Genomic DNA, 24410 nt, shown 5'->3' with positions numbered 1-24410 from the left:
GGGTCCCCGCCTTCGCGAGGAAGATGTAACTTACCTTTAACTGAAGTGGTTTTATGACCGAACTAGTACGCCTCTCCAAACGCATGTCCGAACTGGGCCTGTCCTCCCGCCGCGAAGCCGATGAATGGATCGCGCGTGGCTGGGTGCGGGTCGACGGCCAGGTGATCTCCGAACTGGGCAGCAAAGTGCTGCCGCATCAGAAAATCACCGTCGAACGCCAGGCCGCAGCCGAGCAATCCAAACGCGTGACCATCCTGATCAACAAGCCAATGGGCTACGTCAGCGGCCAGGCCGAAGATGGCTACACCCCGGCCGTGGCCCTCATCAAGCCGGAAAACCGCTGGGCCGACGATCCCGCCACCGACCAGCAGTTCCACCCGACCCAGTTGCGCAGCCTGGTGCCTGCGGGTCGCCTGGACATCGACTCGGTCGGCCTGCTGATCCTGACCCAGGACGGCCGCGTCGCCAAAACCCTGATCGGCCAAGACACCTCGATCGAAAAAGAATACCTGGTGCGCGTGCAGTACACCAAGGAAGGCAAGCTGCCCGAATCAGACCTGAAAAAACTGTGCTTCGGCCTGTGGATGGACGGTAAGCCGCTGCTGCCGGCCAAAGTGCGCTGGCAGAACGACGACCAGCTCAGCTTCACGCTCAAGGAAGGCAAAAAACGCCAGATCCGCCGCATGTGCGACATGGTAGGCCTGAAGGTCATTGGCCTTAAGCGCGTGCGCATCGGCAAAGTCAAACTGGGCGACCTGCCCGTTGGCCAGTGGCGCTATCTGCGCCCGGAAGAACAGTTCTAAAAAACTAAGTCCGCTGGAGATCACATGCGTTTGTTTTACTCGTTCGCGGCCGGCATTCTGCTGGCCGCCCAGGTGCAGGCTGCGCCATCCGCACCGCAAGTAGCCGAAGCGCCGCTGCGCGCCCACCTCGATTTTCTCGCTGACGACCTGCTCGAAGGCCGCGGCACCGGCCAGCGCGGCGGCGACCTGACCGTGCGCTACCTCGAAACGCAGGCCGCCGCCATTGGTCTCAAACCGATCCGCGCCGGCAGCTACCGGCAAACCGTCAATATGGTCGGCAGCATCACGCGGCCCACGACCAGTATCAAGTTCGAGACCGGCGGCAAAACGCTGGCGCCCAAACTGGGCAGCGAGATCTACGTTGCAAATGCCAATGGCACTGCCGAAACGCGTTTTGATGCACCCGTGCTGTTTGTCGGCTACGGCATCGACTCGCCCGACGACAACTGGAACGACTACGAAGGCAGCGACGTGCGCGGCAAGGTGCTGATCATGATGGTCAATGATCCCAAACCCACTGCGGCCGAGCCGGACCGCTTTGGCGGCAAGTCGCTGACCTGGTACGGACGCTGGGTCTACAAGTTCGAAGAGGCCGTGCGCAAGGGCGCCGCCGGCGTGCTGCTGATTCATACCACCGAATCGGCCTCCTACCCATGGAGCGTGGCTTCGAATGGCCACGGCAAAGAGCAATTCCACCTGGCTGGCCAGGGCAACGCCATGCAAGGCTGGCTGCACGAGGACACGGCACGCGCGCTGTTCGCCGCAGCAGGCAAGAACCTCGATACATTGCGCGCTCAGGCCGAAGTACGCGGCTTCAAGCCGGTCGACCTTGGCGTGCGTGTGCGCGTTGCGCTCGACGCGACCCATCGGCCGATCGAAGAATTCAACGTGGCTGGCATCGTGCCCGGCACCGATCCAAAGCTCAAGGACGAAGCAGTCATCTACTCCGCGCACTGGGATCACCTGGGCAAATCCAGCACGCCGAATGGGCCGGACCGGATCTGGAATGGCGCCGTCGATAATGCGTCTGGCGCCGCGGCGCTGCTGGCGATGGCCGAAGTGGCTGTGCGCAAGCCGGCACGCCGGACCCAGATTTTCCTGTGGCCTGCTGCCGAAGAACATGGCCTGAGCGGCAGCGCAACCTGGGTGCGCGAACCTTTGTGGCCACTGGCGAAAACCGTGGCGGATCTGAACCTGGACAGCATGAATTTTGTGGGCAAGACGCGCGATATCGGGGTGGCCGGCGCCGAGCGCAGCAGCCTGTACGCCAGCGCGGCGCGGGTGGCAAAGACGATGGGCCTGCGCCTGGCCCCCACCACGCCTGACCTGGGCGGCGCCTACTTCAGGGCCGACCACTTCAATTTTGCCAAGGCAGGCGTGCCGGCATTTAACGTGGGCTCGGCCGTGTTTTCGGGCGATGGCGCCTTCGAGTTCGAACACGACCCGGCTGCGTCGACCGACAAGATCAAGAGCTTCAACACCCGTTACCACCAGGTGACGGACCGCTACGACCCAAGCTGGGATTTGTCCGGCATGGTGCAGCAGGCGCAATTTACGCTGAACCTGGGCTACGACGTGGCCAACGCGGCGGCCGCGCCAGTGTGGAACAAGACCGACCCGCTCGGCCGCGTCAAACGTTAGGCATTGGCCACGTAACCAAGATCGCCGATGATGTCGGCCAGCGCGTGTTCGGCACCGCTGGCCATGGCCAGATAGCGCTCGATGTCGGCGCCAGAACGCGCCATCAGGCTGGTGCTGCAGGAATCGAGTTCGCGCACGGTTTCCAGCAGATCGAGCAGCCTGCCGCGTACATCTTCCGGCATGCCGTGCGCGCACATGTAACGCTCGCCCGCGTAGCGGGCCCTGGCCAGCAGCATGGCCGTGGCCTGCACACCGCGCGGGCTGGTGCCGGACATCCAGCCGACCAGGCAAGCGAGCGTGCCCGTCAGATGCGCGACAGCGGCAATGATGCGCTCCATCTTTTCATTGTCCGGCGTATCCATGGATTTCCTGTTGTGGGTGGCAACTGGCTATTGTCTTCTGCCGTGCGGATCGCGTCGCTGATCCGTGACAAAATGACCGCACTTTTCCCTGCCAAGGAGTTGCCATGAGCGATCGCATCACCATTACCGTGCCGGACGGTGCGTTTGAAGCGTACATTGCGCGCCCTGACGCAGCACAGGCGCCGTGCGTGGTCGTGATTCAAGAGATTTTCGGCATCAACGCCGATATGCGGGCCCATTGCGACGCGCTTGCTGCCAAGGGCTATATCGCGCTCTGCCCCGACCTGTTCTGGCGTCTGGAGCCAGGCGTGGAACTAACCGATCAAAGCGAGGCCGAATGGGCCAGGGCCATGGCGCTCTACAAAAAATTCAACGTCGACAAAGGGGTGGACGACGTGGCCGCGACCATGGCAGCGGCACGCGCCCTGCCCGGCGCAACCGGCAAAATCGGTGTGATGGGCTATTGCGCGGGTGGTTTGCTGACCTTCCTGACGGCGGCGCGTCATGGCGCCGACGCTGCTGCTGCCTACTACGGCGGCGGCACCCACAAGTACCTGGGCGAAGTGGCGCAGCTGAACACGCCGCTGATCATGCACCTGGGTGAAGCCGATGAATACATCGACCAGCAAGCGCGCTCACAGATTGAAAACGCCGTGCAAGCCAAATACAACATCAAGGTGTACACCTACCCCGGCCAGAACCACGCTTTTGCGCGCGTCAACGGCAAGCATTTCGATGCCGCCGCGGCCAGGCTGGCGAACGAGCGCACGTATGCGCTGTTCGAACACTACCTGATCAGTCCCACAGCTTGAATTTCAGCTGCGCCGAGATACCGCCATGCAGCCGGTTCTTGTAGGTCGGGATCACGGCGATGTTGATGCCCACGCGTTTGTACTCGAAGGTGGCTGCCGGAATGACGGCCAGGAACCAGCCGCCATCATTCATTTTTGGGTAGCCATTAAAGCCACCCACCACCGCACCCACACGTACTGGCCCGATTGTCCATGGCTGATAGTACAAACCTGCATAGTTGGAGTGCTGGCGGTCGCTGTTGAAGAAGCGCCCGGCGGTGAGCGCGTATTCGTCATCGAACTTGTATTCGATGCCGATGCCTGGATTGCGGCCGTTCAGATTTTTGTCGCTCTGGAAGTGGTAGGTCGCAAAGCCGGTGTCGAGCCACAGCTCGTTGCGCTTTGCGCCTTCATCGTCGGCGCATGCATGGCCACATGCGATCAGGGTCGCTGCAAGCACGGCAAATTTTTTCATTGTCATCGGGTTCAATCGTCGTCGTTGGGGTCCATGTCCGGGAACATGACTTCGGTATAGCCAAACTTCGAAAAGTCGGTGATCCGCATCGGGTACAAGATACCAAGCAGGTGATCGACCTCGTGCTGCACAACACGCGCATGGAAGCCTTCCACGTCGCGGCTGATCTTGTTGCCATGCTGGTCCACGCCCTCGTAGCGCAGGCGCACAAAACGCGGTACGCTGCCGCGCAAGCCCGGCACCGACAGGCAGCCTTCAAAGGCCTCTTCGGTCTCGTTCGACAAGGGCGTCAGCACGGGGTTGATCAGCACCGTTTCGGGTACGGCTGGCGCATCCGGATAGCGCTGGTTCTGCTTGAAGCCGAAGATCACCAGCTGCAGGTTGACCCCGATCTGCGGCGCAGCCAGGCCGGCACCATTGGCATGATACATGGTGTCGAACATGTCGGCGATCAAGGCATCGAGTGCCGGCGTGTTGAAGTCGCGGATCGGTTCGGCCACGCGCAGCAGGCGCGGATCGCCCATCTTGAGGATTTGGTGAACCGTCATGGCTGATGCTGCTCCTGGTGCATTTGATCTAAAAAGGCGCGGAAGGCGGCGCCCGTTTCCGGATGCTGCAAGCCCATCGCCGTCATCGCTTTCAGGTAGCCCAGCTTGGAGCCGCAATCGTAGCGCTGGCCCTCGTAATGATAGGCCAGTACGCGTTCGCTGGACATCAGGGCTGCGATGCCGTCGGTAAGCTGGATCTCGCCGCCGGCGCCGGCACGGACCGTGGTCAAGGCATCGAAAATGGCCGCTGTCAGCACGTAGCGCCCGACCACCGCGCAGGTGGAAGGCGCATCCTGAGGCAGCGGTTTTTCAACAATGGCCGACACCTGCTCCAGGCGCGGCTGATAAGCGCAGGCCGCCACGATGCCGTACTGGCGCGTGTGTTCGCGCGCCACCTTCTGCACCGCCAGAATGCTGGACTGCTCTTTCTCGAAAATCGCCGTCATCTGCGCCAGCACCGGGACCGTGCCGGCGCCGGTCGCCATGAAATCATCGGCTAGCATGACCGCGAACGGCTCGTCGCCCACGACGGGACGCGCGCACAGCACGGCGTGGCCCAATCCCAGGGGTTCGGGCTGGCGGATGTAAATGCAGTTGATATGGCGTGGAATGACGTTGCGCACCATCTCCAGCAGCGCGGTCTTGCCCGCGCGCTCGAGTTCCGCTTCGAGCTCGTAGGCCTTGTCGAAATGGTCTTCGATGGCGCGCTTGCTGCGGCCCGTAATGAAGATCATGTCCGTCACGCCCGCCGCGACAGCTTCTTCAACGGCATACTGAATCAGCGGCTTGTCGACAATGGGCAGCATTTCTTTGGGCTGCGCCTTGGTCGCAGGCAGAAAGCGGCTGCCAAGACCGGCAACCGGGAACACGGCTTTTCTAACTGGCTTCATCGGCGGCACTCTCCTGGGATTTGACGCTCTCCAGCAAGGCCAGCAAACCCGCTTCGTCGAGGATGGTGATGCCCAGTTCCTGGGCTTTGGCCAGCTTGCTGCCGGCATCGGCACCGGCCACCACGTACGACGTTTTCTTGGACACCGATCCGGACACCTTGCCGCCCAGCGCTTCGATCAAGGCGCCCGCGTCGTCGCGCCCCATGGTCGGCAGCGTCCCTGTCAGCACAAAGGTCTTGCCGCTCAAGCCCCCGCCGGCGGCGGTCATGACGTGAGCGCCGTCCTGCCAGCGCAACATGGTGGCCAGCTCATTGACCAGCGCCAGGTTGTCGGGGTCAGTCAGAAATTCGTGAATCGAGCGTGCCACCACCGGCCCGATATCGGGGACTTCCAGCAGCTGAATGCCGCCTTCCCAGGTGGCCGCGTGCAACAGCGCCGGCAGGTTGCCGAAGTGGGCCGCCAGCGCCTTGCTGGTGCCTTCGCCTGCGTTGCGGATGCCGAGCGAGTAAATAAAGCGCGTCAGCGTGGTATCGCGCGATTTTTCCAGCGCATCGAGCACATTCTGCGCTGATTTCTCGGCCATGCGGTCCAGCGACAGCAGCTTGGCCTTGTCCAGCTTGTACAGATCGGCGGCGGTATGGATCATGTTCTTGTCGACCAGCTGCTCAATGAGCTGGTCGCCCAAGCCTTCCACATCAATCGCGCGGCGCGACACAAAATGCATCAGCCCGCCCTTCTTCTGGGCACCGCAATGGGTCCAGCCACCAGAGCAGCGCGCGACAGCTTCATCTTCGGGGCGCACGATGGGCGAGCCGCATACCGGGCAGACAGCTGGCATGGCAAACTCACGCGCATCAAGGGGACGCCGCTCGAGCACGGGGCCCACCACTTCGGGAATCACGTCGCCGGCGCGGCGCACAATGACAGTGTCGCCGATGCGTACATCCTTGCGCCGCACTTCCCCTTCGTTGTGCAGCGTCGCGTTATTCACGTTCACGCCGCCGACAAACACGGTTTCCAGGCGTGCCACGGGCGTGATGGCGCCAGTACGGCCAACCTGCACTTCAATGTCCAGCACCTTGGTCAGCGCTTCTTCGGCAGGGAATTTATGGGCAATGGCAAAGCGCGGCGCGCGCGACACGAAGCCCAGCTGCTGCTGGTCTTCCAGGCGGTCTACCTTGTACACCACGCCATCAATGTCGTAAGGCAGACTGGCGCGCCGCTTGCCGATGTCGCGGTAAAACGCCAGCAACTGCTGGGCGCCCGTGAAGGTGCCTCGCTCCTTGCATACGGGCAGACCCAGCGCCTGGTACCAGTCCAGCAGGCCGGAATGCGACAGTGGCATTGGCGCACCTTCCAGCGCACCCACACCATAGGCAAAGAAGCTCAGCTTGCGCGACGACGTGATGCGGGAATCGAGCTGGCGCAGGCTGCCGGCAGCGGCATTGCGCGGGTTGGCGTATTCTTTCTGCCCTGCCTCGCGCTGACGCTCGTTCAAGCGGTTGAAGTCCGCCTTGAACATGAGAACCTCGCCACGCACTTCCAGCACCGCGGGCACTTTATCCCCGTGCAAACGCAATGGGATGGCGCGAATCGTGCGGATATTGGCAGTGACGTCTTCGCCGGTGGCACCGTCACCGCGGGTACCGGCCTGCACGAATACGCCGTGCTCGTAGCGCAGGCTGATTGCCAGGCCGTCGAATTTGAGTTCGGCGCAGTACAGCGCCTCTTCGGCACCCAGGCCTTCGCGCACGCGGCGGTCGAAGTTGTCGATGTCTTCGTCGGCAAACGCGTTGTTCAACGACAGCATCGGCACGCTGTGGGTCACCTGCTTGAATTCCGGCAGCGGGGCCGCGCCCACGCGGAAGGTGGGCGAGTCGACCGATACGGCGTCGGGATGGGCTGCCTCGAGCTGCTGCAGCTCACCGAACATGCGGTCGTATTCCGCGTCCGGGATGGTCGGCGCATCCTGCACATGGTAGGCGTAGATGTGGCGGTTCAGTTCCTGCGTCAGCCACGCCATCCGCTTGAGGGCATCACTGCCAGCGACTTCAGTACTCACGAAACAGTCTTCCTCAGCTGAACAGGCGCATGGCGCGGGTGGAACCGGCTGCGATTTCGGCCGCTTCCATCTCGTGATAGAAGTCCAGCACCTGGTTGTTGATTTCGGCCAGCGCCGGATCCATCAGGGGCTGGTCGCTGTCATCGACGATGATCGCGTCCAGGCGCCCGACCAGCGCCTTGGCGCAGGCCACCATCTGGCCGAAACCGTCGCGGCTTGGTGCCACGCACGGCACGTCCAGGAGCAGCGTCAGGCGGCTGGTGGTGTCGGCGCCCAGAGTGACATTGGTCGAGAGCGTAAACAACTGACCGCCATCGCCGTCAGGCATGATGTAGCGGCCATCGGGACGCACGTCGAAGCCTTGTTTTTCCAGTGCGCCGATCAGGGTCGCAATCGACCACGGGGCGCCGTTCGACAGCAGGTTCACACCCAGCTGCGCGTCGTGCCCGGCCACAAAGCGATGCAAGGTGCGCGCTTCGCCCATCACTTCGATCATGTCAGGAATTTCCGGCTCGGCGCCAATGTCGTCGGACACGGCGCGCAGGCGCGTGATCAGCTCCGAATATTCGAGTTCGTTAAGCGCGGTGGTGCGGCTGGCCAGTTGCACGCCAGCCTGCAGCTTGGTGTACACGCCGCCGTGGGTGATCGGCTCCCAGTCGCCATTCACGTGCAGGCCGATGAAGTGGACCGGCTTGTTGCCAACGTGGCGCAGGGTCTGCAGAATCGGCAGGATTTTATCGCCGCGAACAGCCACTTCGAGCGCCAGTGGAATCAGGCAGTCAATCAGGGGGTCGACCAGGCTGATGGCCAGTTCGGCCGCTGGCGTGGTGGGGTCGGTACCGTGCAAGATGGGCACATTGTCGTGCATGTCCTGCTCGTCATGGCGGCCCTTGTCGGCCGCGCCGCCGTGCAGGTCGAAACTGGGCTCCTGGCGTGCTTCGTCAGTGCGCATGAGCACATCGTCATGGTCGGACGAGAAGGCGCGCGCGACGCTCTTGCGGGCTTTATGTTCCTGCCACTTGTTGTACACAATGACACCGGCGACGATGACGGCGCCGATGCTGATGCTCATTTCGATATCTGTCATGCTGCTTGTGCCTCGGTAGCGAAATTCGCGGCGGACTCCATGTCCACCGCCACAATGCGCGATACACCTTGTTCCTGCATCGTCACACCGATAAGTTGATTGGCCATTTCCATCGCAATTTTATTGTGCGAGATGAAAAGGAATTGGGTATGGTCGCTCATGCGCTTGACCATGCGGCAGAAGCGCTCGGTGTTGGCGTCATCGAGCGGCGCATCCACCTCGTCCAGCAGGCAGAAAGGCGCCGGATTGAGGCGGAACATCGAGAACACCAGAGCCGTCGCGGTCAGCGCTTTTTCGCCGCCAGACAGCAGGTGAATGGTCGCGTTCTTTTTGCCAGGCGGCTGCGCCATGACCTGCACGCCCGAATCGAGGATTTCGTCGCCCGTCATGACCAGCTTGGCGTTGCCGCCGCCGAACAGGATCGGGAACAGTTCGCTGAAGTGGTGATTGACGCGGTCGAAGGTATCCTGCAGCAGTTCGCGCGTTTCCTTGTCGATGCGGCTGATGGCGTCTTCCAGCGTGGTGATCGCCTCCACCAGATCCTTGTTTTGCGCATCCAGGAAGTTCTTGCGTTCGGACGCCTGCGACAGCTCGTCCAGCGCCGCCAGGTTCACCGCGCCCAGGGCCGTGATGGCATTGGTCAGGCGCGTCACTTCGCCTTGCAGGTAGGACGGTTTGAGGTCCGGGTGCAGTTTTTCGGACAGCGCCGCTTCGTCGGCTTCGACGGCTTTGAGCGCTTCGGCAAACTGTTCCTGGTTCAGGCGCGCGGCCTGTTCCTTGAGCTGCATTTCAGTGATCTTGTCGCGCTGCGGCTGCAAGCTGCGTTCAGCCGCCATGCGCGATTCTTCGGCCGTGCGCAGCTGCTGCGTGATCTGATCGAGTTCGTGGCGCGCGTCCGACAGGGCCCGCTCCTGGGTGGTGCGGCGGTCCAGCAGTTCCTGCAGGCCGTCATTGGCGGCGCCCGTTTCCAGCGTTTCGAGCTCCTGCTGGCCTGCTTCAATGCTCTCGCTGACCTGGGCGGCCTGCTGGGTGGCGGTGGCGATATTGCGGCGCAGTTCTTCGATCTTGCTGCGCTGGGATTTTTCCGCGAACTGGGCTTCCTGGGCCGCGCGTTCAAGTTCGCGCAGCTTTTCGCGCGCGTCGGCCAGTGCCTGCTCCTTGTTGAGGAATTCGGTCTGGCCGTCTTCGTGCGCACCCTGCAATTCGCCCAGGGCGATATCGAGCTGCTCGAATTTTTCTTCGGATTCGGCCTGGATCTGCTTTTGCTCGGCTTCCTGCGCGGCGATTTCCGCCAGATCGTTTTGAATCTGCGAGCTGCGCTGGTTGAAGCGCGCTTCGACTTCGGACTGCTTGACCACCTCGATCTGCAGCGCGTGCACAGACTGGGTGAGCGTGGCCACGCGCTGGCGCGTGTCCTGCAGGCGGCGCGTCAGTTCCGAGGCGGCGGCATCGGCGCGTACCGCGCGGGCACGTGCTTCGTCGGCCAGCATGGTCTGCGCGCGCAGCTGGCGCGTGATGTTCTCGATTTCCTGCTGGCGGCCCAGCACCCCGTCCTGTTCGGCGTCAGCCGCGTAGAAGCGCACGCTCGACTGGGTCACCACATGGCCCTGGCGCGTGATGAAGGAGCCGCCCTGTGGCAAGCGCGCGCGGTCGGCCAGCGCCGATGGCGCGTCTTCGGCGGCAAACACATTGTGCAGCCAGTCGTGCAGCAGGCCGCGCAAACCTGATTCGTTCAGCTTGAGCAGGTTGACGAAGGGCTTCAGGCCGGCCACGTCGGCTGGCGCTGCGACATTGGCCAGCGATGGCGAATACAGGGCCAGTTTGGCCGGCGGCGCATCGTTGAAGAAGGCCTTGGCCCAGTCGATGTTCGACATTTCCAGCGCCGTGGTGCGTTCGCGCAGGATCGATTCCAGTGCGGTTTCCCAGCCCTGCTCGATGTGCAGCTTCTGCCACAGGCGCGGCAAAGTATCGAGTTCGTGCTTCTGCAGCCAGGGCGTGACTTTGCCCTGGGTCTGGGTGCGTTCCTGCAGCTGCTTGAGGGCAGACAGGCGCGCCTCCAGCTGCGCGTTGGCCGTGGTTTCCGCATTGACCTGGGCTTGCGCCGCGCCGCGTTCTTCTTCCACGCGTTGCTGCTGTTCGGTTGCCTCTTCCAGGAACATGCCCTGCTCTTCCAGCGCCTGCTGCTTTTCTTCGAGCTGCATGCGCAGGTTGGCCAGATGGCTGCTATCGGGGAGATTGAGGCCGCTCTTTTCCTGCTGCAGGCGCTCGCGCCGCGTCAGCAAGCCATTCAAAATGTTGGAGGCGTTGCGCTGATGGGCCGATTCCAGCTCGATCTGCTGCTGCGCCTGCATGATTTTGGCGCGCGACTCGGTGGTTTTGTGCTGGGCTTCGCGCCACGCCGCGTCCAGCGCCGGCAAACGTTCGCCCTGCGCTTCAGCTGCCATTTGCGACTGCTCGACACGTCCGCCCAGTTCTTCCAGCAGAAACTCCGCTTCCTCGATTTGCTGCTGGTAGTCCTGGCCCTGGGTTTGCCACTGGTTGCGCTGGGCGGTCAGTGCCAGCAGCTGGTTTTGCAGGCGGCTGCGCGACTCGATCACAAACTTGATCTGCGCTTCCAGGCTGCCGATTTCGGAATTGGTCTGGTACAGATGGCCCTGGGCCTGGTGCAGGCGGTCGCCCACGGCAAAATGCGCCTGGCGCATATGTTCCAGTTCGAGTTCGACGTGACGCAGCTTGGCGGTCTGTTCTTCCAGATCGGTCTGGGCTTGCGCCATGTCGCGCAGGTACTTGCCCTGCTCGGCCTGCGCTTCGTTTTTGCGCAGCAGCCAGAGCAGCTTCTGCTTTTCTTCCTGGTCGGCTTGCAGCGAATGGAACTTGTTGGCCACCACAGCCTGCGCCTCGAGCTTTTCGAGGTTGGTGTTCAGTTCACGCAGAATATCTTCGACCCGCAGCAGGTTTTCGCGCGTGTCGTTCAGGCGGTTCTCGGTTTCGCGACGCCGCTCCTTGTACTTCGATACGCCCGCAGCTTCCTCAAGGAAGACGCGCAGCTCTTCCGGGCGCGACTCGATGATGCGCGAGATCATGCCCTGGCCAATGATGGCGTAGGCGCGTGGGCCGAGACCGGTGCCAAGGAAAATGTCTTGAATATCGCGCCGGCGCACAGGCTGGCTGTTGATGTAATACGTGGAAGTGCCATCGCGCGTCAGCGTGCGCTTGACCGCGATTTCAGCGTACTGCCCCCACTGGCCGGCAGCCTTGCCGTCGTTATTGTCGAACACCAGTTCGACCGAGGCGCGCCCGGCTGGCTTGCGGTGGGTGGAACCGTTGAAAATCACGTCCTGCATCGACTCGCCGCGCAGTTCCGAGGCCTTCGATTCACCCAGCACCCAGCGCACCGCATCGATGATATTGGACTTGCCGCAGCCATTGGGACCGACCACGCCAACGAGCTGACCCGGCACCTGGAAATTGGTGGGATCGACGAAAGACTTAAATCCCGACAATTTAATAGAGGATAGACGCACGTTGCAGGGCTGGCTCGCGATGATAAAAGAGCCTCATCATACCATTTGTTGCTTTCATTCCGAAAGCGTGAAAGTAGTTATGGTATGAAGCAATATTTGACGCCGAAAGCACATCGCCCTCGCGAAGGCGGGGGCCTATACCACATCACCGGATTCGGTCAAAAGGAATAGGGGGCTCGCATGCGAGCCCGCCTTCGCGAGGGCGATGTATTTTAGGCAGCGACGTCCATGGCGTTGGCGTCGTTGACCGCACCACCGGACATGGCGTCCGACAGTGCGCGCTCGACGAGACCGTCGGTACGTACCACGCTGACCTTGGTCGCGCGCACGCCGGCAATGAGCTTCTCGGACGAGAGCGAGAACGATTCCTTGCGCGCACCCAGCGAGAAGATGAACAGCGTCTTGAGCGGACTGACCCAGGCCAGCTTGGCCTTGAGCAGACTGCCATCGGTCTGGGTGAACTCCAGCCAGGCGCCGCGCTCGAGCGTTTCGACCGTGAGCACGGCTTCGTCGATCTCGATTTCCGGCTCGACAGCTGCGGCGGTTTCCTTCTCCAGGCGGCGCTTGGCGTCTTCCTGGGCCACTTCGACCGCAATTTCCAGCTGACGTTCAGGCGTAATGTCCAGCGGCGCGCGCACGATCGACGCATGGCACTCGGCCAGTTCGGCAAAGAACTGCAGACGTTCGGCTTCCTGCCACTTGATCACGTCCAGCCATTTGTTCAGGGTGGCAAGCAGACCGGGCAACTTGGCGATGAGCTGCTTGCGCTCGTCGTGGGTGATCTTCGGCTTGACGCTCCAGATCAGGTCGTCCATGGTCTTGGTCGCACTGCTGACGGCGCCAGGCTTGTCTTCTTCGACGCTGTAAGCGACCGTCAGGACCGAGGTCCACTTGTTTTCAAGGAAGGTCTCGAGCACGGCCACGACTTCACCGCTGCTCACACGTGCTGCCACGGCTGTCTTGGCCGAGCGTGTTGCCGCGTAGACTTTTTCCTGCTTGAGCGCGACCGCAATCGGCTCGGCAATCGCTTCCACGGCCTCGCTCTCGTCGGCCTTGATCGATGCTTCGAGCTCTTCCACGGCGCTGCTGAATACGGCGCTGTCGTCGGCTTCGCGGCCCACGCGGTCAACGCTGCGCTGCATGGCCTGGAACAGCGGATCGTCCTGGCTGCGCTGCTCAAGACCCATGCGCGAGAGCAGGTCGATCATGCGCCGCGCCGGATGCGCCTCTTCAAAGAAGAAGTTCTTGTCCGACAGGGCTGCCTTCAAGACGGGAATCTGCAGGAACTTGATCAGTTCACGCGTTTCCTGCGGAATGTTTGGATCCAGGAAGACGGTTTCGAACACTTTCGACAGCAAGTCGATCGTGCTTTCGTCGCCGCGGCTGAGGGTGCCCTTTGGCAAGCCTTCCTTCAGACGCGGTAAATAGAAGACATCGAGTGCCTGCCCGCTGTTCGGTGCCAGCGGGGTCGCGGCGAACTGCTCGGGCATGCGTGCCTGCAAGGCCTTGAGCATATCGAGCAAGGGCGCCTGGGTGGCACCGTAGCCAGCCTGGCCAAGTGCCGCGCCAATGGCGCCGTGATCCGGATAATGGTTACCGTGGTGCGGCGAAGGCTGGCCATTGCCGCCCTGCTGCTGGCCCATCGGCGCACCCGTGTACGGGGCACCCTGAGGCGCGCCGGCGAAGGCGTGCTGCGGGGAACCGCCCTGGACTACCTGACTTGGCTCGGCCGGCGCTTCCACGCCAAAGCCTTCGGCGCCGCTTGGCCGCCAGCCGCCACCACTGCCGCTGATGACAGGCAGATCGGGAATCATCGGAATATCGTCGCCAAACTCGCTCTCGGCGCCGCCGGCCAGGAACTGGCGCAGTTGCTTGGCCAGCGCATCCTGCTTTTTGGCGCGCTCGGCCTTGGCAGCCTTGGCGGTTTCGGTTTTCTTGATGTTGAACGAATCGACCGAGCCAGGCTGGCCACGGCTGATGAGCGCGTCGCACAGGGCATCGTACATGGGACCGAAGTCCCACATCACGGTCGGTTGCAGCAGCGGCGCGACCAGACTGTGCGCTTCTTGATTTGGTTCGAATTCTTTCCAGGCGCTGTTGATGACCGACAGGAACATCTCGGGCCGGAACGGGTTCTGGGCAATGCGCAGAATGTCGCGATTGAGCAGGAAGCCGATGCGCACGTTGAGCGTGGCGATCTGGCTGGCGTACTTCATTTCGAACGGGCGGCTGATGGCGTCGAAGGCAACGCGCTGATCCATTTCTTCGAACGGGACCAGGGACAGGTTGGCCTCGCTGATCGACGTGACCTTCCGCGGACGTGGCAATAGCTCGTCTACCGCACTGTGCAAGGCCTTGTCCAGGCCACCTGAAGCGAGATGAATGAACGCGTAACTGTTCTCCTTCAGCAAGTTACCTGATTTGACACGCTGGAACACCTGGCGCGCGTCGAGGCGCGGATCTTCGATGTCGAGCAGGCTGGCCACCAGACGGGTGGTCACGCCCTTCAATTGCTCATTGACGTGCTTTGTCACAATCGCGATCAGCGAATCCAATAGCTCATGCTGCGACACGACCGCCGCTTTCTTTGCATTCACTGTTGATGTTGCCGCTGATGCCATGATCTGGTCTTCTCCGGAGGAATATTACTTTGACTACGCTACCATCAATTGTGCCACAGCCTTTCCACAAGGCAATAGCCAAAAGGAAAGTAATGGGAAAAAAATCGAGAATCTTGCAAAAACTCACAAAATCCGAAGAAACAGTCGATTTTTCTTGCCTTTGGGACTTTTTGATCCGACGCAAAGTTGCGCCAAGACCTTTCCCTAACATAACAAAGGTGACCCGCCGCTTCACTTGCCAAGGATGCCTGCCATGCCTGCCCTGCGCCCGCTCGACACCCGCCGTAAATTGTACTTCTGCTTCGCCCTGCTCTGCTGTATCAACACGGCAATCGTGCTTGGGGTACTGAGCCAGTGTACCGCGCCCAACTTGTTAACGGTTGCTGTACGGCAAAAGTTTAGTGGGTCGGCCCAACATATTTTCGACCTGCGCCTTGCCGCCCTGCTCGCACTGACCCTGAGTCTGGCCCTCACCGCAGCCATGGCGCATTGGCTTCGGCGCGCCCTGGTCGAGCCGGCGGAGCTTGCGCTGCTGATCGCACGCCAGGCTGCCCAGGGACAGCTCGATGCCGACCATTTCAGCCGCCCGAACCTCAAGAATAATGAACTTATTTCTACAATGCAAGAAATGAATGCTTTCCTTGCAGACATTGTTGCACGAACGCGGGAAGAAGGCACAAACGTGGGCAGCAGTGCGGTCGACCTGCTGCGCGCCGGCCGCCAGCTGGCTGCGCGCGCCCAGACACAGGGCAACGCCCTTCAGGCCGGGCTCAGCACGAGCGCCGCCGTGGCGACTGGCTTTGCCGAGCAAGCCGGGCAAATTCAGGGAGCGCGCCTGAGCATGGCTGCGGCAGGGCGCGCCCTCCATCCCATCGCGCCGGCCGTTGCCGCCGTCCGCGCAGAAATTGCCGCTATCCAGACCGGCGTCGCCCAAGGCAACGCGCTGCAGGAGAGCATCGACGCGCTGGCCTTGCAGTTGAATCTGCTGGCCGTGAGTGCCGAGCTGGATGCAAACCGTGCCGGAACAGCAGGCGATGGCCTGGGACGGGCCGCTTCAGCCATGCGGCAACAGAGCCAGCACCTAACGCAGGCAGCGCAAGCGCTCAGACAGACGCTAGCCAGCATCGCACCGCGCACCAGCGCGGCCGGCACGGCGCTGGCCCGGATCTGCGGCCAGATTGACGATGCGGCACGCACGGTCGACTGTGGCGCCCAGCAACTCCGTCATATAGAAGACGGCAACGCCAGCCTCGCCCCTGATATCAGGCAGTTGCACGAGTCCATCGCCGCGCTGGCGCAGGACGCGGCGCGCGACGCCGCTGGCGCGCAATCGGCAGCGCACACTGCGGCTTGCCTGCGCGATCAGGCCGCCACACTGACCCGCATCCTTTCGCCCTTGCATCTTGGTGCGGCGCATCCGGCAGCGCCGCTGATTCACCTTGCGCACTGCAATGCACGGCAGCCAGCGCGCGCGGCCCAGGCGCTGGCACCCACCGTCATGCGTGTGGTGCCACCCATGGTGGGGGGATGACGCTGAACTGATGCACCACATCGTCCTCGCGGAGGCGGGGACCCATAGCACATTGAACAACTTCGGTAACGTGGAATGGGTCCCCGCCTCCGCGAGGACGAGGTGGTGGCCCGGCACTTGCAGAAGCGAAAAATTCGTCTAAGAATCTATTTCAATCCTGTAGGAATCGCTCCTACATGGGTTCAAGCGATCATCCGATACCGTCTGAACAGTGCCACTCCCATCATTGTGTCTCCGGAAACGCTGGTCAGAAACAATTTTCCAGCGGAACGGCGAGCACGACATTTTCAAACTTTACAAAGGAATGAACATGAACTCGAATCAAAAAGGCGGTCAGAACAAGCAAGACGATAGCAGCAGCTCGAACAAGCAATCGGGCAACCAAGGCTCCGGCTCGCGCTCGGGCAGCGGCACCCAGGGCGGCACCCACGAGCAGCACGTGGAAGCTGGCCGTCAAAGCCACAAGAATGACGACAAGAGCGGTTCGCGTCAGTCCGGCTCCAATTCCGGCAGCAGCCAGTCGGGCAACAAGAGCAGCGGTAACCGCTGATCGTAGCCGCTCAGGCGGCACGCTGGGGCAAGCCGGGTTTCCGGGCTAAGCCCGATCAGTGATCAAACAGGAAGCAATCGAAAGAGTCTGCAGCGGCCATGCCGTTGACAGGCTCTTTTGTATTGGGACGGCCAAAGGCGCAACGCGCCTGGCCTGACTGCCTGAACTAACTGCCTATATATTACGGATGCGGACCCCACGCGGCGGCGCGAAGTCGGCCACGTCGTCGATCATGCGTGCCGTTTTCGCGTCGCGCGAGGTCAGGTGCAGATCGGAGTACTGATGAATGGCCCACTGTTCGGGCGTGAGCTCGATGTGCTTGCGCAAAATGGATTCAGTGCGCGCGTCGTCGGCCCGCAGCCCCTCAACGATGATGTTGAGCGCATCGGGACGCGCACCAGGCGAAGCCGTGGCATGCGACTTGTGCACCATGAAGCGCGCCGTCTCGCTGGCATAACGGCGGCTGCCGGACAGGAACAGGATTACCGCAATCGACGCGACCGCCCCGCCGTTGTACATCACGAACTTGACCGGTGCATTGGACAGGAAGTTATACATGCACAGACCATCGCTGACGTAGCCACCGTTCGATTGAATCAGTACGTGGGCAGTTTCGACACCGGACTCGCTCATGCTGGCCACGGCTTCGAACACACGGTGCACCATGTCGCTGTTGACGTCGCCGGAGAGAGTAAACCAGGCTTCGTTTGCTGCTTTTTCCAGGTCGTCGCTCATGTCATATCCTCGTCTAGTGGATGCATTATTTTAACAAAGAGCGGCGTGCGCGGCCCTTGCCCGCCGTTCAGCCGTGCGCACCCGGCGCCAGAGGGCGAAGGTTGACATCCAGGGCCCGCTGGCATATCCTCTACCCTCTTGATCGGGAGAGGGCAGACACGCGCTGCCGCCGAAGGGGCATCACCCAAAAACTCTCAGGCAAAAGGACCGGTCAGGGGTCGGCAGCGCACAGCGCATCCGGTCAAACTCTGGAGAGCGGCCGCGGCATCATGCCGGCGGCACACCGAAGGGGCAGGCGGCACACACACCGCTATCTCTCAGGTATCAAGGACAGAGGGGCAAGAACACCCGTTGGCGGCCATGGGGCCGTCAATGCCTGTTCGGCGACCCCTTTACACCTGCCTCGAGGATTCCATGACGCTTAAAGCGACCCCGCTCAATTCCGCACACCGCGCCGCCGGCGCCAAGATGGTCGATTTCGGCGGCTGGGACATGCCCGTCAATTACGGTTCGCAGATCGAAGAACACCATGCCGTGCGCACCGACGTCGGCATGTTCGACGTCTCGCACATGTGCGTGGTCGACCTGGAAGGCCCGAATGTGCGCGCCTTCCTGCGCGGCCTGCTGGCCAATAACGTCGACAAGCTGCAAGTGGCTGGCAAGGCCCTCTACTCGTGCATGCTCAATCCGCAGGGCTTCGTCATCGACGACCTGATCGTTTACTTCTTCAACGAGAACTGGTTCCGCCTGGTGGTCAACGCCGGCACCGCCGAAGGCGACGTGGCCTGGATCGAAGCGCAAAATGCCGCCACCGGCAGCGGCGTGAAAATCACCCAGCGCCGCGACGGCAATGACCCGATGGCGCTGATCGCCGTGCAGGGCCCGAATGCGCGCGCCAAGGTATGGGAAGTACTGCCCACCACCAAAGACGCGTCCGAGCCGCTCAAGCCGTTCAATGCCGTCATCGTGAACGACACCGCGTTTGGCGAAGTGATGGTGGCGCGCACCGGCTACACCGGCGAAGACGGGTTCGAACTGGCCTTCCCTGCCAGCCAGGCCGACGCGCTGTGGAACGCCTTGCTGGCAGCGGGCGTCAAGCCGGCCGGCCTGGGCGCACGCGACACGCTGCGCCTGGAAGCAGGCATGAACTTGTACGGTCAGGATATGGACGACACCGTCAACCCGCTCGACGCCGGCCTGGCCTGGACCATCGACCTGGTGTCCGAGCGCGACTTCATCGGCAAGGCTGCGCTCAAGGCCCTCGGCCAGAACGCACAATACGTGGGTCTGATCCTGCGCGAAAAAGGCGGCATCCTGCGCGCCCACCAGAAAGTGGTGGCAGCGTCGGGCACCGAAGGCGAAATCACCAGCGGCACTTTCAGCCCGTCGATGCAGCAAGCCATCGCCCTGGCACGCGTGCCGATGGATGTGGCCGTGGGCGACACCGTGCACGTTGAAATTCGCGACAAACGCCTGGCCGCCACGGTAATCAAGCTGCCCTTCGTGCGTAACGGTAAAATCCTGGTTGCCTGACCTTTCACAAACAAATCAAACTCACTGGAGCGAACTTTATGAACATCCCTGCCGATCTGAAATACACCGAGTCCCATGAGTGGGTGCGCGCCGAAGCTGACGGCACCGTCACCGTCGGCATCACCGAGTACGCGCAGGATGCACTGGGCGACATCGTGTTCGTCGAACTGCCAAAAGTGGGCAAGTCCTACACCGCTGGCGACGACGCCGCTGTGGTGGAATCGGTGAAAGCCGCTTCCGACATCTACGCGCCAGTCTCGGGCGAAGTTGTGGCCGTCAATACCGCCGTGTCGGATGCACCTGACTCGATCAACAGCGATGCGTATTCGGCCTGGCTGTTCAAGCTCAAACCAAGCGACGCGAGCGCCATCAACGGTCTGCTTGACGCGACCGCCTACGGCAAGACCACCGCAGAATAAGTGACATCGCCCTCGCGCAGGCGGGGGCCCATTACCACGTTACCGAAGTTGTTCAGCGTGCTATGGGTCCCCGCCTCCGCGAGGACGATGTGCACGCCCCTCCTCTTCTCTTTTTGGCCTTTCAGATCTCATGACCCGCTCCAGCCTGACCCAACTTGAAGCACGCGACTCCTTCATCCCGCGCCACATCGGCCCATCCGAGAGCGAACAGGCAGCCATGCTGTCGACCCTCGGCTACGCTTCGCGCGCTGCACTGATCGACGCAATCGTCCCTGCCCACATCCGCAAAAAGAGCAAGCTGGAATTGGGCCAGTTCTTCGACCCGATGCCGGAACAGGCCGCACTGGCCAAGCTGAAAGGCATCGCATCGAAGAACAAGGTCATGAAATCGATGATCGGCCAGGGCTATTACAACACCCACACGCCAGGCGTCGTCCTGCGTAACATCTTTGAAAACCCGGCCTGGTACACAGCGTACACCCCGTACCAGCCAGAGATTTCGCAAGGCCGCCTGGAAGCGATTCTGAACTTCCAGCAGATGATCACCGACCTGACTGGCATGGGCATCGCCAACTCGTCGATGCTCGACGAAGGCACCGCCGCCGCCGAAGCCATGACGCTGATCCAGCGCGTGGGCAAATCGGCCTCGAACGTGTTCTACGTAGCCGACGACGTGCTGCCGCAAACCCTGGAAGTGATCCAGACCCGCGCCGAACCAATCGGCGTTGAAGTGCGCGTGATTGCCGCTGGCGCGATTGGCGAATTGTCCGAGCCTTGCTTTGGCGTGCTGGTCCAGTACCCAGGCGTGAACGGCGACGTGCGCGACTACCGCGCCGCTGTCGAAAAGCTGCACGCATCGGGCGCCATGGTGATCGCCGCTGCCGATCTGCTGGCCCTGACCCTGCTCACGCCCCCAGGCGAATGGGGCGCGGACGTGGTGGTCGGTAACAGCCAGCGCTTTGGCGTACCGCTCGGTTTCGGCGGCCCGCACGCCGGCTACCTGGCCACGCGCGACGAATTCAAGCGCAGCATGGCTGGCCGTCTGGTGGGCGTGACCATCGACGCCCAGGGCAACCAGGCTTACCGCCTGGCGCTGCAAACCCGCGAGCAGCACATCCGCCGCGAAAAAGCGACTTCCAACATTTGTACCGCACAGGTGCTGCTGGCCGTAATGGCCTCGATGTACGCCGTCTACCACGGCCCGAAAGGCTTGACCCAGATCGCCAGCCGGGTGCACCGCTTTACCAACATCCTGGCTGCCAAACTGGGCCAGCTGGGCTACGGCATCGTCAACAGCACCTATTTCGATACCCTGACCATCAAGACCGACCGCGCCGCCGAGCTGCACGCGATCGCCGCTGAAAAAGGCGTGAACCTGCGCCGCGTGGACGCCAGCCATATTGGCGTCTCGCTCGATGAAACCACCACCCGCGACGACATCGCCCTGCTGTGGTCGATTTTCTCGCAGGGCGTCTCGAACGCGCCGGCAGAACCTGACTTCGACGCCATCGAAGCGGCTGCGCAAACCGCGTTCCCCGACCACCTGTGCCGTACCAGCGCGTTCCTGAGCCACCCGACCTTCCACCGCTATCACGCCGAGCACGAAATGCTGCGCTACCTGCGTTCGCTGGCCGACAAGGATCTGGCGCTGGACCGCACCATGATCCCGCTCGGTTCGTGCACCATGAAGCTGAACGCGACCTCGGAAATGATCCCGGTCACCTGGCCAGAGTTCTCCAACATTCATCCGTTCGCGCCCGATGCGCAGACCGTCGGCTACCGTGAAATGATCGGCCAGCTGGAAGACATGCTGTGCGCACTGACCGGCTACGCCGCCATTTCGCTGCAGCCGAACGCCGGTTCGCAAGGCGAGTATGCCGGTCTGCTGGTGATTCAGGCTTACCACCAGTCGCGTGGAGAAGGCCACCGCAATATCTGCCTGATTCCATCGTCGGCCCACGGCACCAACCCGGCATCGGCCAACATGGTCGGCATGAAGGTCGTGGTCACCGCCTGCGACGATAACGGCAACGTCGACCTGGCCGATTTGCGCGCCAAGGCCGAACAGCACAGCACCAATCTGGCCTGCGTGATGGTGACCTACCCGTCCACCCACGGTGTGTTTGAAGAAGGCATCACCGAACTGTGCGACATCATCCATTCGCACGGCGGCCAGGTCTACATCGACGGCGCCAACATGAACGCGCTGGTCGGTGTGGCGGCCCCAGGCAGCTTCGGCGGCGACGTCAGCCACCTGAACCTGCACAAGACCTTCTGCATTCCACACGGCGGCGGCGGTCCTGGCGTCGGTCCGATCGGCGTGGGCGCGCATCTGGCCAAGTTCCTGCCGAACCAGCGTTCATCCGGCTATACCCGCGACGAAGCAGGCATCGGTGCCGTCAGCGCGGCGCCTTACGGTTCGGCCTCGATCCTGCCGATTTCGTGGATGTACATCGCGATGATGGGTGGTGAGGGCCTGACCGCCGCCACCGAAACAGCCATCCTGGCAGCCAACTACATTGCCCGCCGCCTGGCGCCGCACTATCCGGTTTTGTACACCGGTCACGACGGCCTGGTCGCGCACGAGTGCATTCTGGATCTGCGTCCGATCACCGACGCCACCGGCATCAGCAACGAAGACGTGGCCAAGCGCCTGATGGACTTCGGCTTCCACGCTCCGACCATGAGTTTCCCGGTACCGGGCACGCTGATGATCGAGCCGACCGAAAGCGAATCGAAGGTCGAAATCGACCGCTTCATCGATGCGATGATCGCGATCCACGCCGAAATCGTCAAGGTCGAGCGCGGCGAGTATGACCGCATGGACAATCCGCTCAAGGGCGCGCCGCACACGGCGGAAGTGGTCACTGCCGACGTCTGGGAGCACAAGTACAGCCGCGAAGTGGCAGCGTTCCCGGTCGCGTCGCTGCGCAAGCAGAAGTACTGGCCGCCGGTAGGCCGTGCCGACAACGTGTATGGCGACCGCAACCTGTTCTGCGGCTGCGCACCGATCAGCGATTACGAGTAATCGCTGTATAAGGTGGTAAACATGGCGCGGCGGTGCAAACCGCCGCGCCATTTTTTTATCCCCTACATCGTCCTCGCGAAGGCGGGGACCTATAGCACGCGGAACAACTTCGGTAACGTGGTATAGGTCCCCGCCTTCGCGAGGACGATGTATCAGCGTTTTGAGGCCAGCCGCAAACGCGGCCGGCCACCAGCCACCACCGGCGCCACCGTATCATCGAGCCGGAACCCCGCCACCGCCCGCGACAGCGCCACCGCCTGGCTCTGCAGCGACTGCGCCGCCGTCGCCGCCTGCGCCACCAGCGCAGCGTTCTTCTGCGACACCTGATCCATCTGCACGATGGCCGTATTCACATGCGAGATACCGCTCGCCTGGGCCACACTGGCGTGGCTGATGCGGTCAATCATATCCCCCACCTCGCGCACCGAACTGGCGATATCGGCCAGGTTGAAACCCGCCTCCTCGGCAGCCGTCCTGCCCGCCTCGATCTGCACCATCGACTGCGCCACCAGCGCGCGCATCTCGGCCAGCATGCCGGCCGACTGCTGCGCCAATGCCCGCAGCTCGCCCGTCAGCGCCGCAAAGGCGCCGCCCTGCTCACCCAGGCGCGCCGCTTCCACCGCCGCGTTCAAGGTGAGTGTTCCGCCGCGTGCAGCCATTCCCTCGGCTTGTTCAAGCAACAGCATCACCCGCGCGCTGCTGACGCCAATGCCTGCCAGGGTGCGGGTCAGGTGCTCGGCCACCCCGCCGCCTTTCTGCGCGATGGTCGAGGCCGATGCGGCCAGGCGGTTGGCCTGCTGCGCCGTGTCGGCCGTGCTGCTGACGGTTGCCGACAAGGCCAGGATCGAGGCGGCCGTCTGTTCGATCGAATTGGCTTGCTCGCCGCTGCGGTGGGTCAGATCGGCATTGCCGGCGGTGATCGCGCGCGAGGCGTCGTCAATTGACCGGGCCGAATCGAGAATGCCCCTCAGCGTACCGCTCAGATTTCGGATGCTGGCGTCCAGGGTGCGCGAGGTATCGGCGATTTCGTCGACGCCATACTCGCGCTGCGGCACCGTCAGGTTACCGCTGGCCAGATCCAGTGCGGTGGCGTCGATGCCGCGTACCTGGCGCAGCAGCGAGCGTCGCACGGCCAGCGTAATGGCCAGCGAGAGCACCACCGACAGCGCCGCCAGCAAGGGCATCAAGGTCGAAATGGCACGAAAGTCGCGCGCTGCCTGCAGCGAGGCAGCCTCGCTCAGTTCGCGCTCAAGCTGGGCCAGTTCCTGCAGGCGCTGCGCGACCGTCTCGAATGCCCGTTGCGGCTTCTGCATCGCGCTGGCGCCGATCGTCTGATCGGCGCGCGCCAATTCAATTGCCTCGCCCAGCTCGCGCAGATAGTCGGCGTGTGCGCCTTGCGATTGTTCCAGCAGCCGCCGCTCGGCGCTGCCCGGTAGGGTATGCCCGCGCAAACCTGAAAAGCGCTGCTCGATGGCGCCGTGGCGGCGCTCGATGTCGGCTGCCAGCGCATCAATGCGCGCCAGGGAAAAGCTGCCGCTGATCCAGGTCAGCAGCTGGTAGGCGCGTGCGTGCGCGCTTTGCGCTTCGGCGACCAGTTCGGTCGCGTCGCGAATGCGCGCCGAGCGAACTTGAACGATGCTCTCGAGTGACTGGTTCTGGCGCCACAGCGCCCAATACGCGCCGCCCGATGAGGCCAGCAAAATCAGCAAGACCAGGCCGGGCGCCAACAGCAGTTTGGGGCCGATGCGCAGTTGCGCCAGCAGGTCCAGGCTTTTCCATCGACGCTGCTGGCTCACGCGGATTCTCCTCA

At 62.5% G+C, this 24410-nt stretch carries 18 protein-coding genes and 2 riboswitches; of the genes, 8 read left to right on the top strand and 10 right to left on the bottom strand.

Annotated elements, in window-relative coordinates; all coding sequences use genetic code 11:
* The first annotated feature begins 53 nt into the window (after positions 1–53).
* Positions 54–803, top strand: a complete 750-nt coding sequence (locus BUC24_RS08330; RefSeq protein ID WP_073213609.1) for a pseudouridine synthase — start codon at positions 54–56, stop codon at positions 801–803.
* A gap of 24 nt (positions 804–827) precedes the next feature.
* A complete protein-coding gene (locus tag BUC24_RS08325) occupies positions 828–2444 on the top strand; it encodes a M28 family peptidase (protein WP_073213604.1) in 1617 nt (538 codons plus the stop codon).
* Here BUC24_RS08325 and BUC24_RS08320 read toward each other — a convergent pair.
* Positions 2441–2806, bottom strand: a complete 366-nt coding sequence (locus tag BUC24_RS08320) for a hypothetical protein (protein WP_073213601.1) — start codon at positions 2804–2806, stop codon at positions 2441–2443. The genes BUC24_RS08325 and BUC24_RS08320 overlap by 4 nt on opposite strands.
* A gap of 104 nt (positions 2807–2910) precedes the next feature.
* Between BUC24_RS08320 and BUC24_RS08315 the strand changes: the two genes are divergently transcribed.
* The gene (locus tag BUC24_RS08315; protein WP_073213596.1) at positions 2911–3618 is read left to right on the top strand and encodes a dienelactone hydrolase family protein; all 708 of its coding nucleotides are present in this window, start codon (positions 2911–2913) and stop codon (positions 3616–3618) included.
* Here the strand turns inward: BUC24_RS08315 and BUC24_RS08310 are convergent.
* The 7 genes from BUC24_RS08310 to BUC24_RS08280 form a co-directional block, all read right to left on the bottom strand.
* Positions 3602–4078 carry a hypothetical protein gene (locus BUC24_RS08310; protein ID WP_229448096.1) on the bottom strand — a complete coding sequence of 159 codons (477 nt, stop codon included), beginning with the start codon at positions 4076–4078 and terminating at the stop codon, positions 3602–3604. The two genes, BUC24_RS08315 and BUC24_RS08310, sit on opposite strands and share 17 nt — an antisense overlap.
* 5 nt (positions 4079–4083) lie before the next feature.
* Positions 4084–4620 carry a peptide deformylase gene (def, locus tag BUC24_RS08305; RefSeq protein WP_073213586.1) on the bottom strand — a complete coding sequence of 179 codons (537 nt, stop codon included), beginning with the start codon at positions 4618–4620 and terminating at the stop codon, positions 4084–4086.
* The gene (gene galU, locus BUC24_RS08300) at positions 4617–5510 is read right to left on the bottom strand and encodes a UTP--glucose-1-phosphate uridylyltransferase GalU (protein WP_073213584.1); all 894 of its coding nucleotides are present in this window, start codon (positions 5508–5510) and stop codon (positions 4617–4619) included. The genes def and galU overlap by 4 nt, the downstream gene beginning before the upstream one ends.
* Positions 5497–7533, bottom strand: coding sequence for an NAD-dependent DNA ligase LigA (ligA, locus tag BUC24_RS08295; protein WP_083598776.1), 2037 nt, complete (start codon positions 7531–7533; stop codon positions 5497–5499). The genes galU and ligA overlap by 14 nt, the downstream gene beginning before the upstream one ends.
* Positions 7534–7585: 52 nt before the next feature.
* Entirely contained in the window at positions 7586–8659 is a 1074-nt protein-coding gene (locus BUC24_RS08290; protein WP_073213581.1) for a cell division protein ZipA C-terminal FtsZ-binding domain-containing protein, read from the bottom strand.
* Positions 8656–12183 (bottom strand): chromosome segregation protein SMC, encoded by a 3528-nt coding sequence (smc, locus tag BUC24_RS08285; RefSeq protein WP_073213580.1) that lies wholly within the window; start codon positions 12181–12183, stop codon positions 8656–8658. Before smc ends, BUC24_RS08290 begins: the two co-directional genes overlap by 4 nt.
* Positions 12184–12395: 212 nt before the next feature.
* The gene (locus BUC24_RS08280; RefSeq protein ID WP_073213578.1) at positions 12396–14804 is read right to left on the bottom strand and encodes a DUF1631 family protein; all 2409 of its coding nucleotides are present in this window, start codon (positions 14802–14804) and stop codon (positions 12396–12398) included.
* A 253-nt stretch (positions 14805–15057) separates the two neighbouring features.
* Here BUC24_RS08280 and BUC24_RS08275 point away from each other — a divergent pair, with 253 nt between their 5' ends.
* Positions 15058–16335, top strand: coding sequence for a methyl-accepting chemotaxis protein (locus tag BUC24_RS08275; RefSeq protein ID WP_178372499.1), 1278 nt, complete (start codon positions 15058–15060; stop codon positions 16333–16335).
* Positions 16336–16645: 310 nt separating this feature from the next.
* Positions 16646–16885, top strand: a complete 240-nt coding sequence (locus BUC24_RS08270; protein ID WP_073213574.1) for a hypothetical protein — start codon at positions 16646–16648, stop codon at positions 16883–16885.
* 174 nt (positions 16886–17059) lie between these two features.
* On the opposite strand, the gene BUC24_RS08265 is transcribed toward BUC24_RS08270, so the two are convergent.
* A complete protein-coding gene (locus tag BUC24_RS08265; protein WP_073213571.1) occupies positions 17060–17620 on the bottom strand; it encodes an ATP-dependent Clp protease proteolytic subunit in 561 nt (186 codons plus the stop codon).
* Between the two features lie 133 nt (positions 17621–17753).
* Positions 17754–17840, top strand: a riboswitch (glycine riboswitch).
* Between the two features lie 18 nt (positions 17841–17858).
* Positions 17859–17964: riboswitch (glycine riboswitch) on the top strand.
* A gap of 70 nt (positions 17965–18034) precedes the next feature.
* On the opposite strand from BUC24_RS08265, the gene gcvT reads away from it, so the two are divergent.
* The 3 genes from gcvT to gcvP all read left to right on the top strand — a co-directional run bounded on the left by gcvT (position 18035) and on the right by gcvP (position 22600).
* On the top strand, positions 18035–19153 hold the full coding sequence (gene gcvT, locus BUC24_RS08260; RefSeq protein ID WP_073213570.1) for a glycine cleavage system aminomethyltransferase GcvT: 1119 nt from the start codon (positions 18035–18037) through the stop codon (positions 19151–19153).
* A 38-nt stretch (positions 19154–19191) separates the two neighbouring features.
* Complete coding sequence (gene gcvH / locus BUC24_RS08255; protein WP_073213566.1) at positions 19192–19572, top strand: glycine cleavage system protein GcvH; 381 nt, start codon at positions 19192–19194, stop codon at positions 19570–19572.
* A gap of 130 nt (positions 19573–19702) precedes the next feature.
* A complete protein-coding gene (gene gcvP, locus BUC24_RS08250) occupies positions 19703–22600 on the top strand; it encodes an aminomethyl-transferring glycine dehydrogenase (RefSeq protein WP_073213564.1) in 2898 nt (965 codons plus the stop codon).
* Positions 22601–22752: 152 nt separating this feature from the next.
* Here gcvP and BUC24_RS08245 read toward each other — a convergent pair whose 3' ends face one another.
* The gene (locus BUC24_RS08245) at positions 22753–24396 is read right to left on the bottom strand and encodes a methyl-accepting chemotaxis protein (protein WP_229448092.1); all 1644 of its coding nucleotides are present in this window, start codon (positions 24394–24396) and stop codon (positions 22753–22755) included.
* Positions 24397–24410: the final 14 nt, after the last annotated feature.

The sequence above is a fragment of the Massilia sp. CF038 genome, assembly GCF_900129765.1.
In the GTDB taxonomy this organism is placed as follows: domain Bacteria; phylum Pseudomonadota; class Gammaproteobacteria; order Burkholderiales; family Burkholderiaceae_D; genus Telluria_A.
The sequence above is the reverse complement of the archived record's forward strand: the minus strand, read 5'-3'. Positions and strand labels throughout refer to the sequence as shown.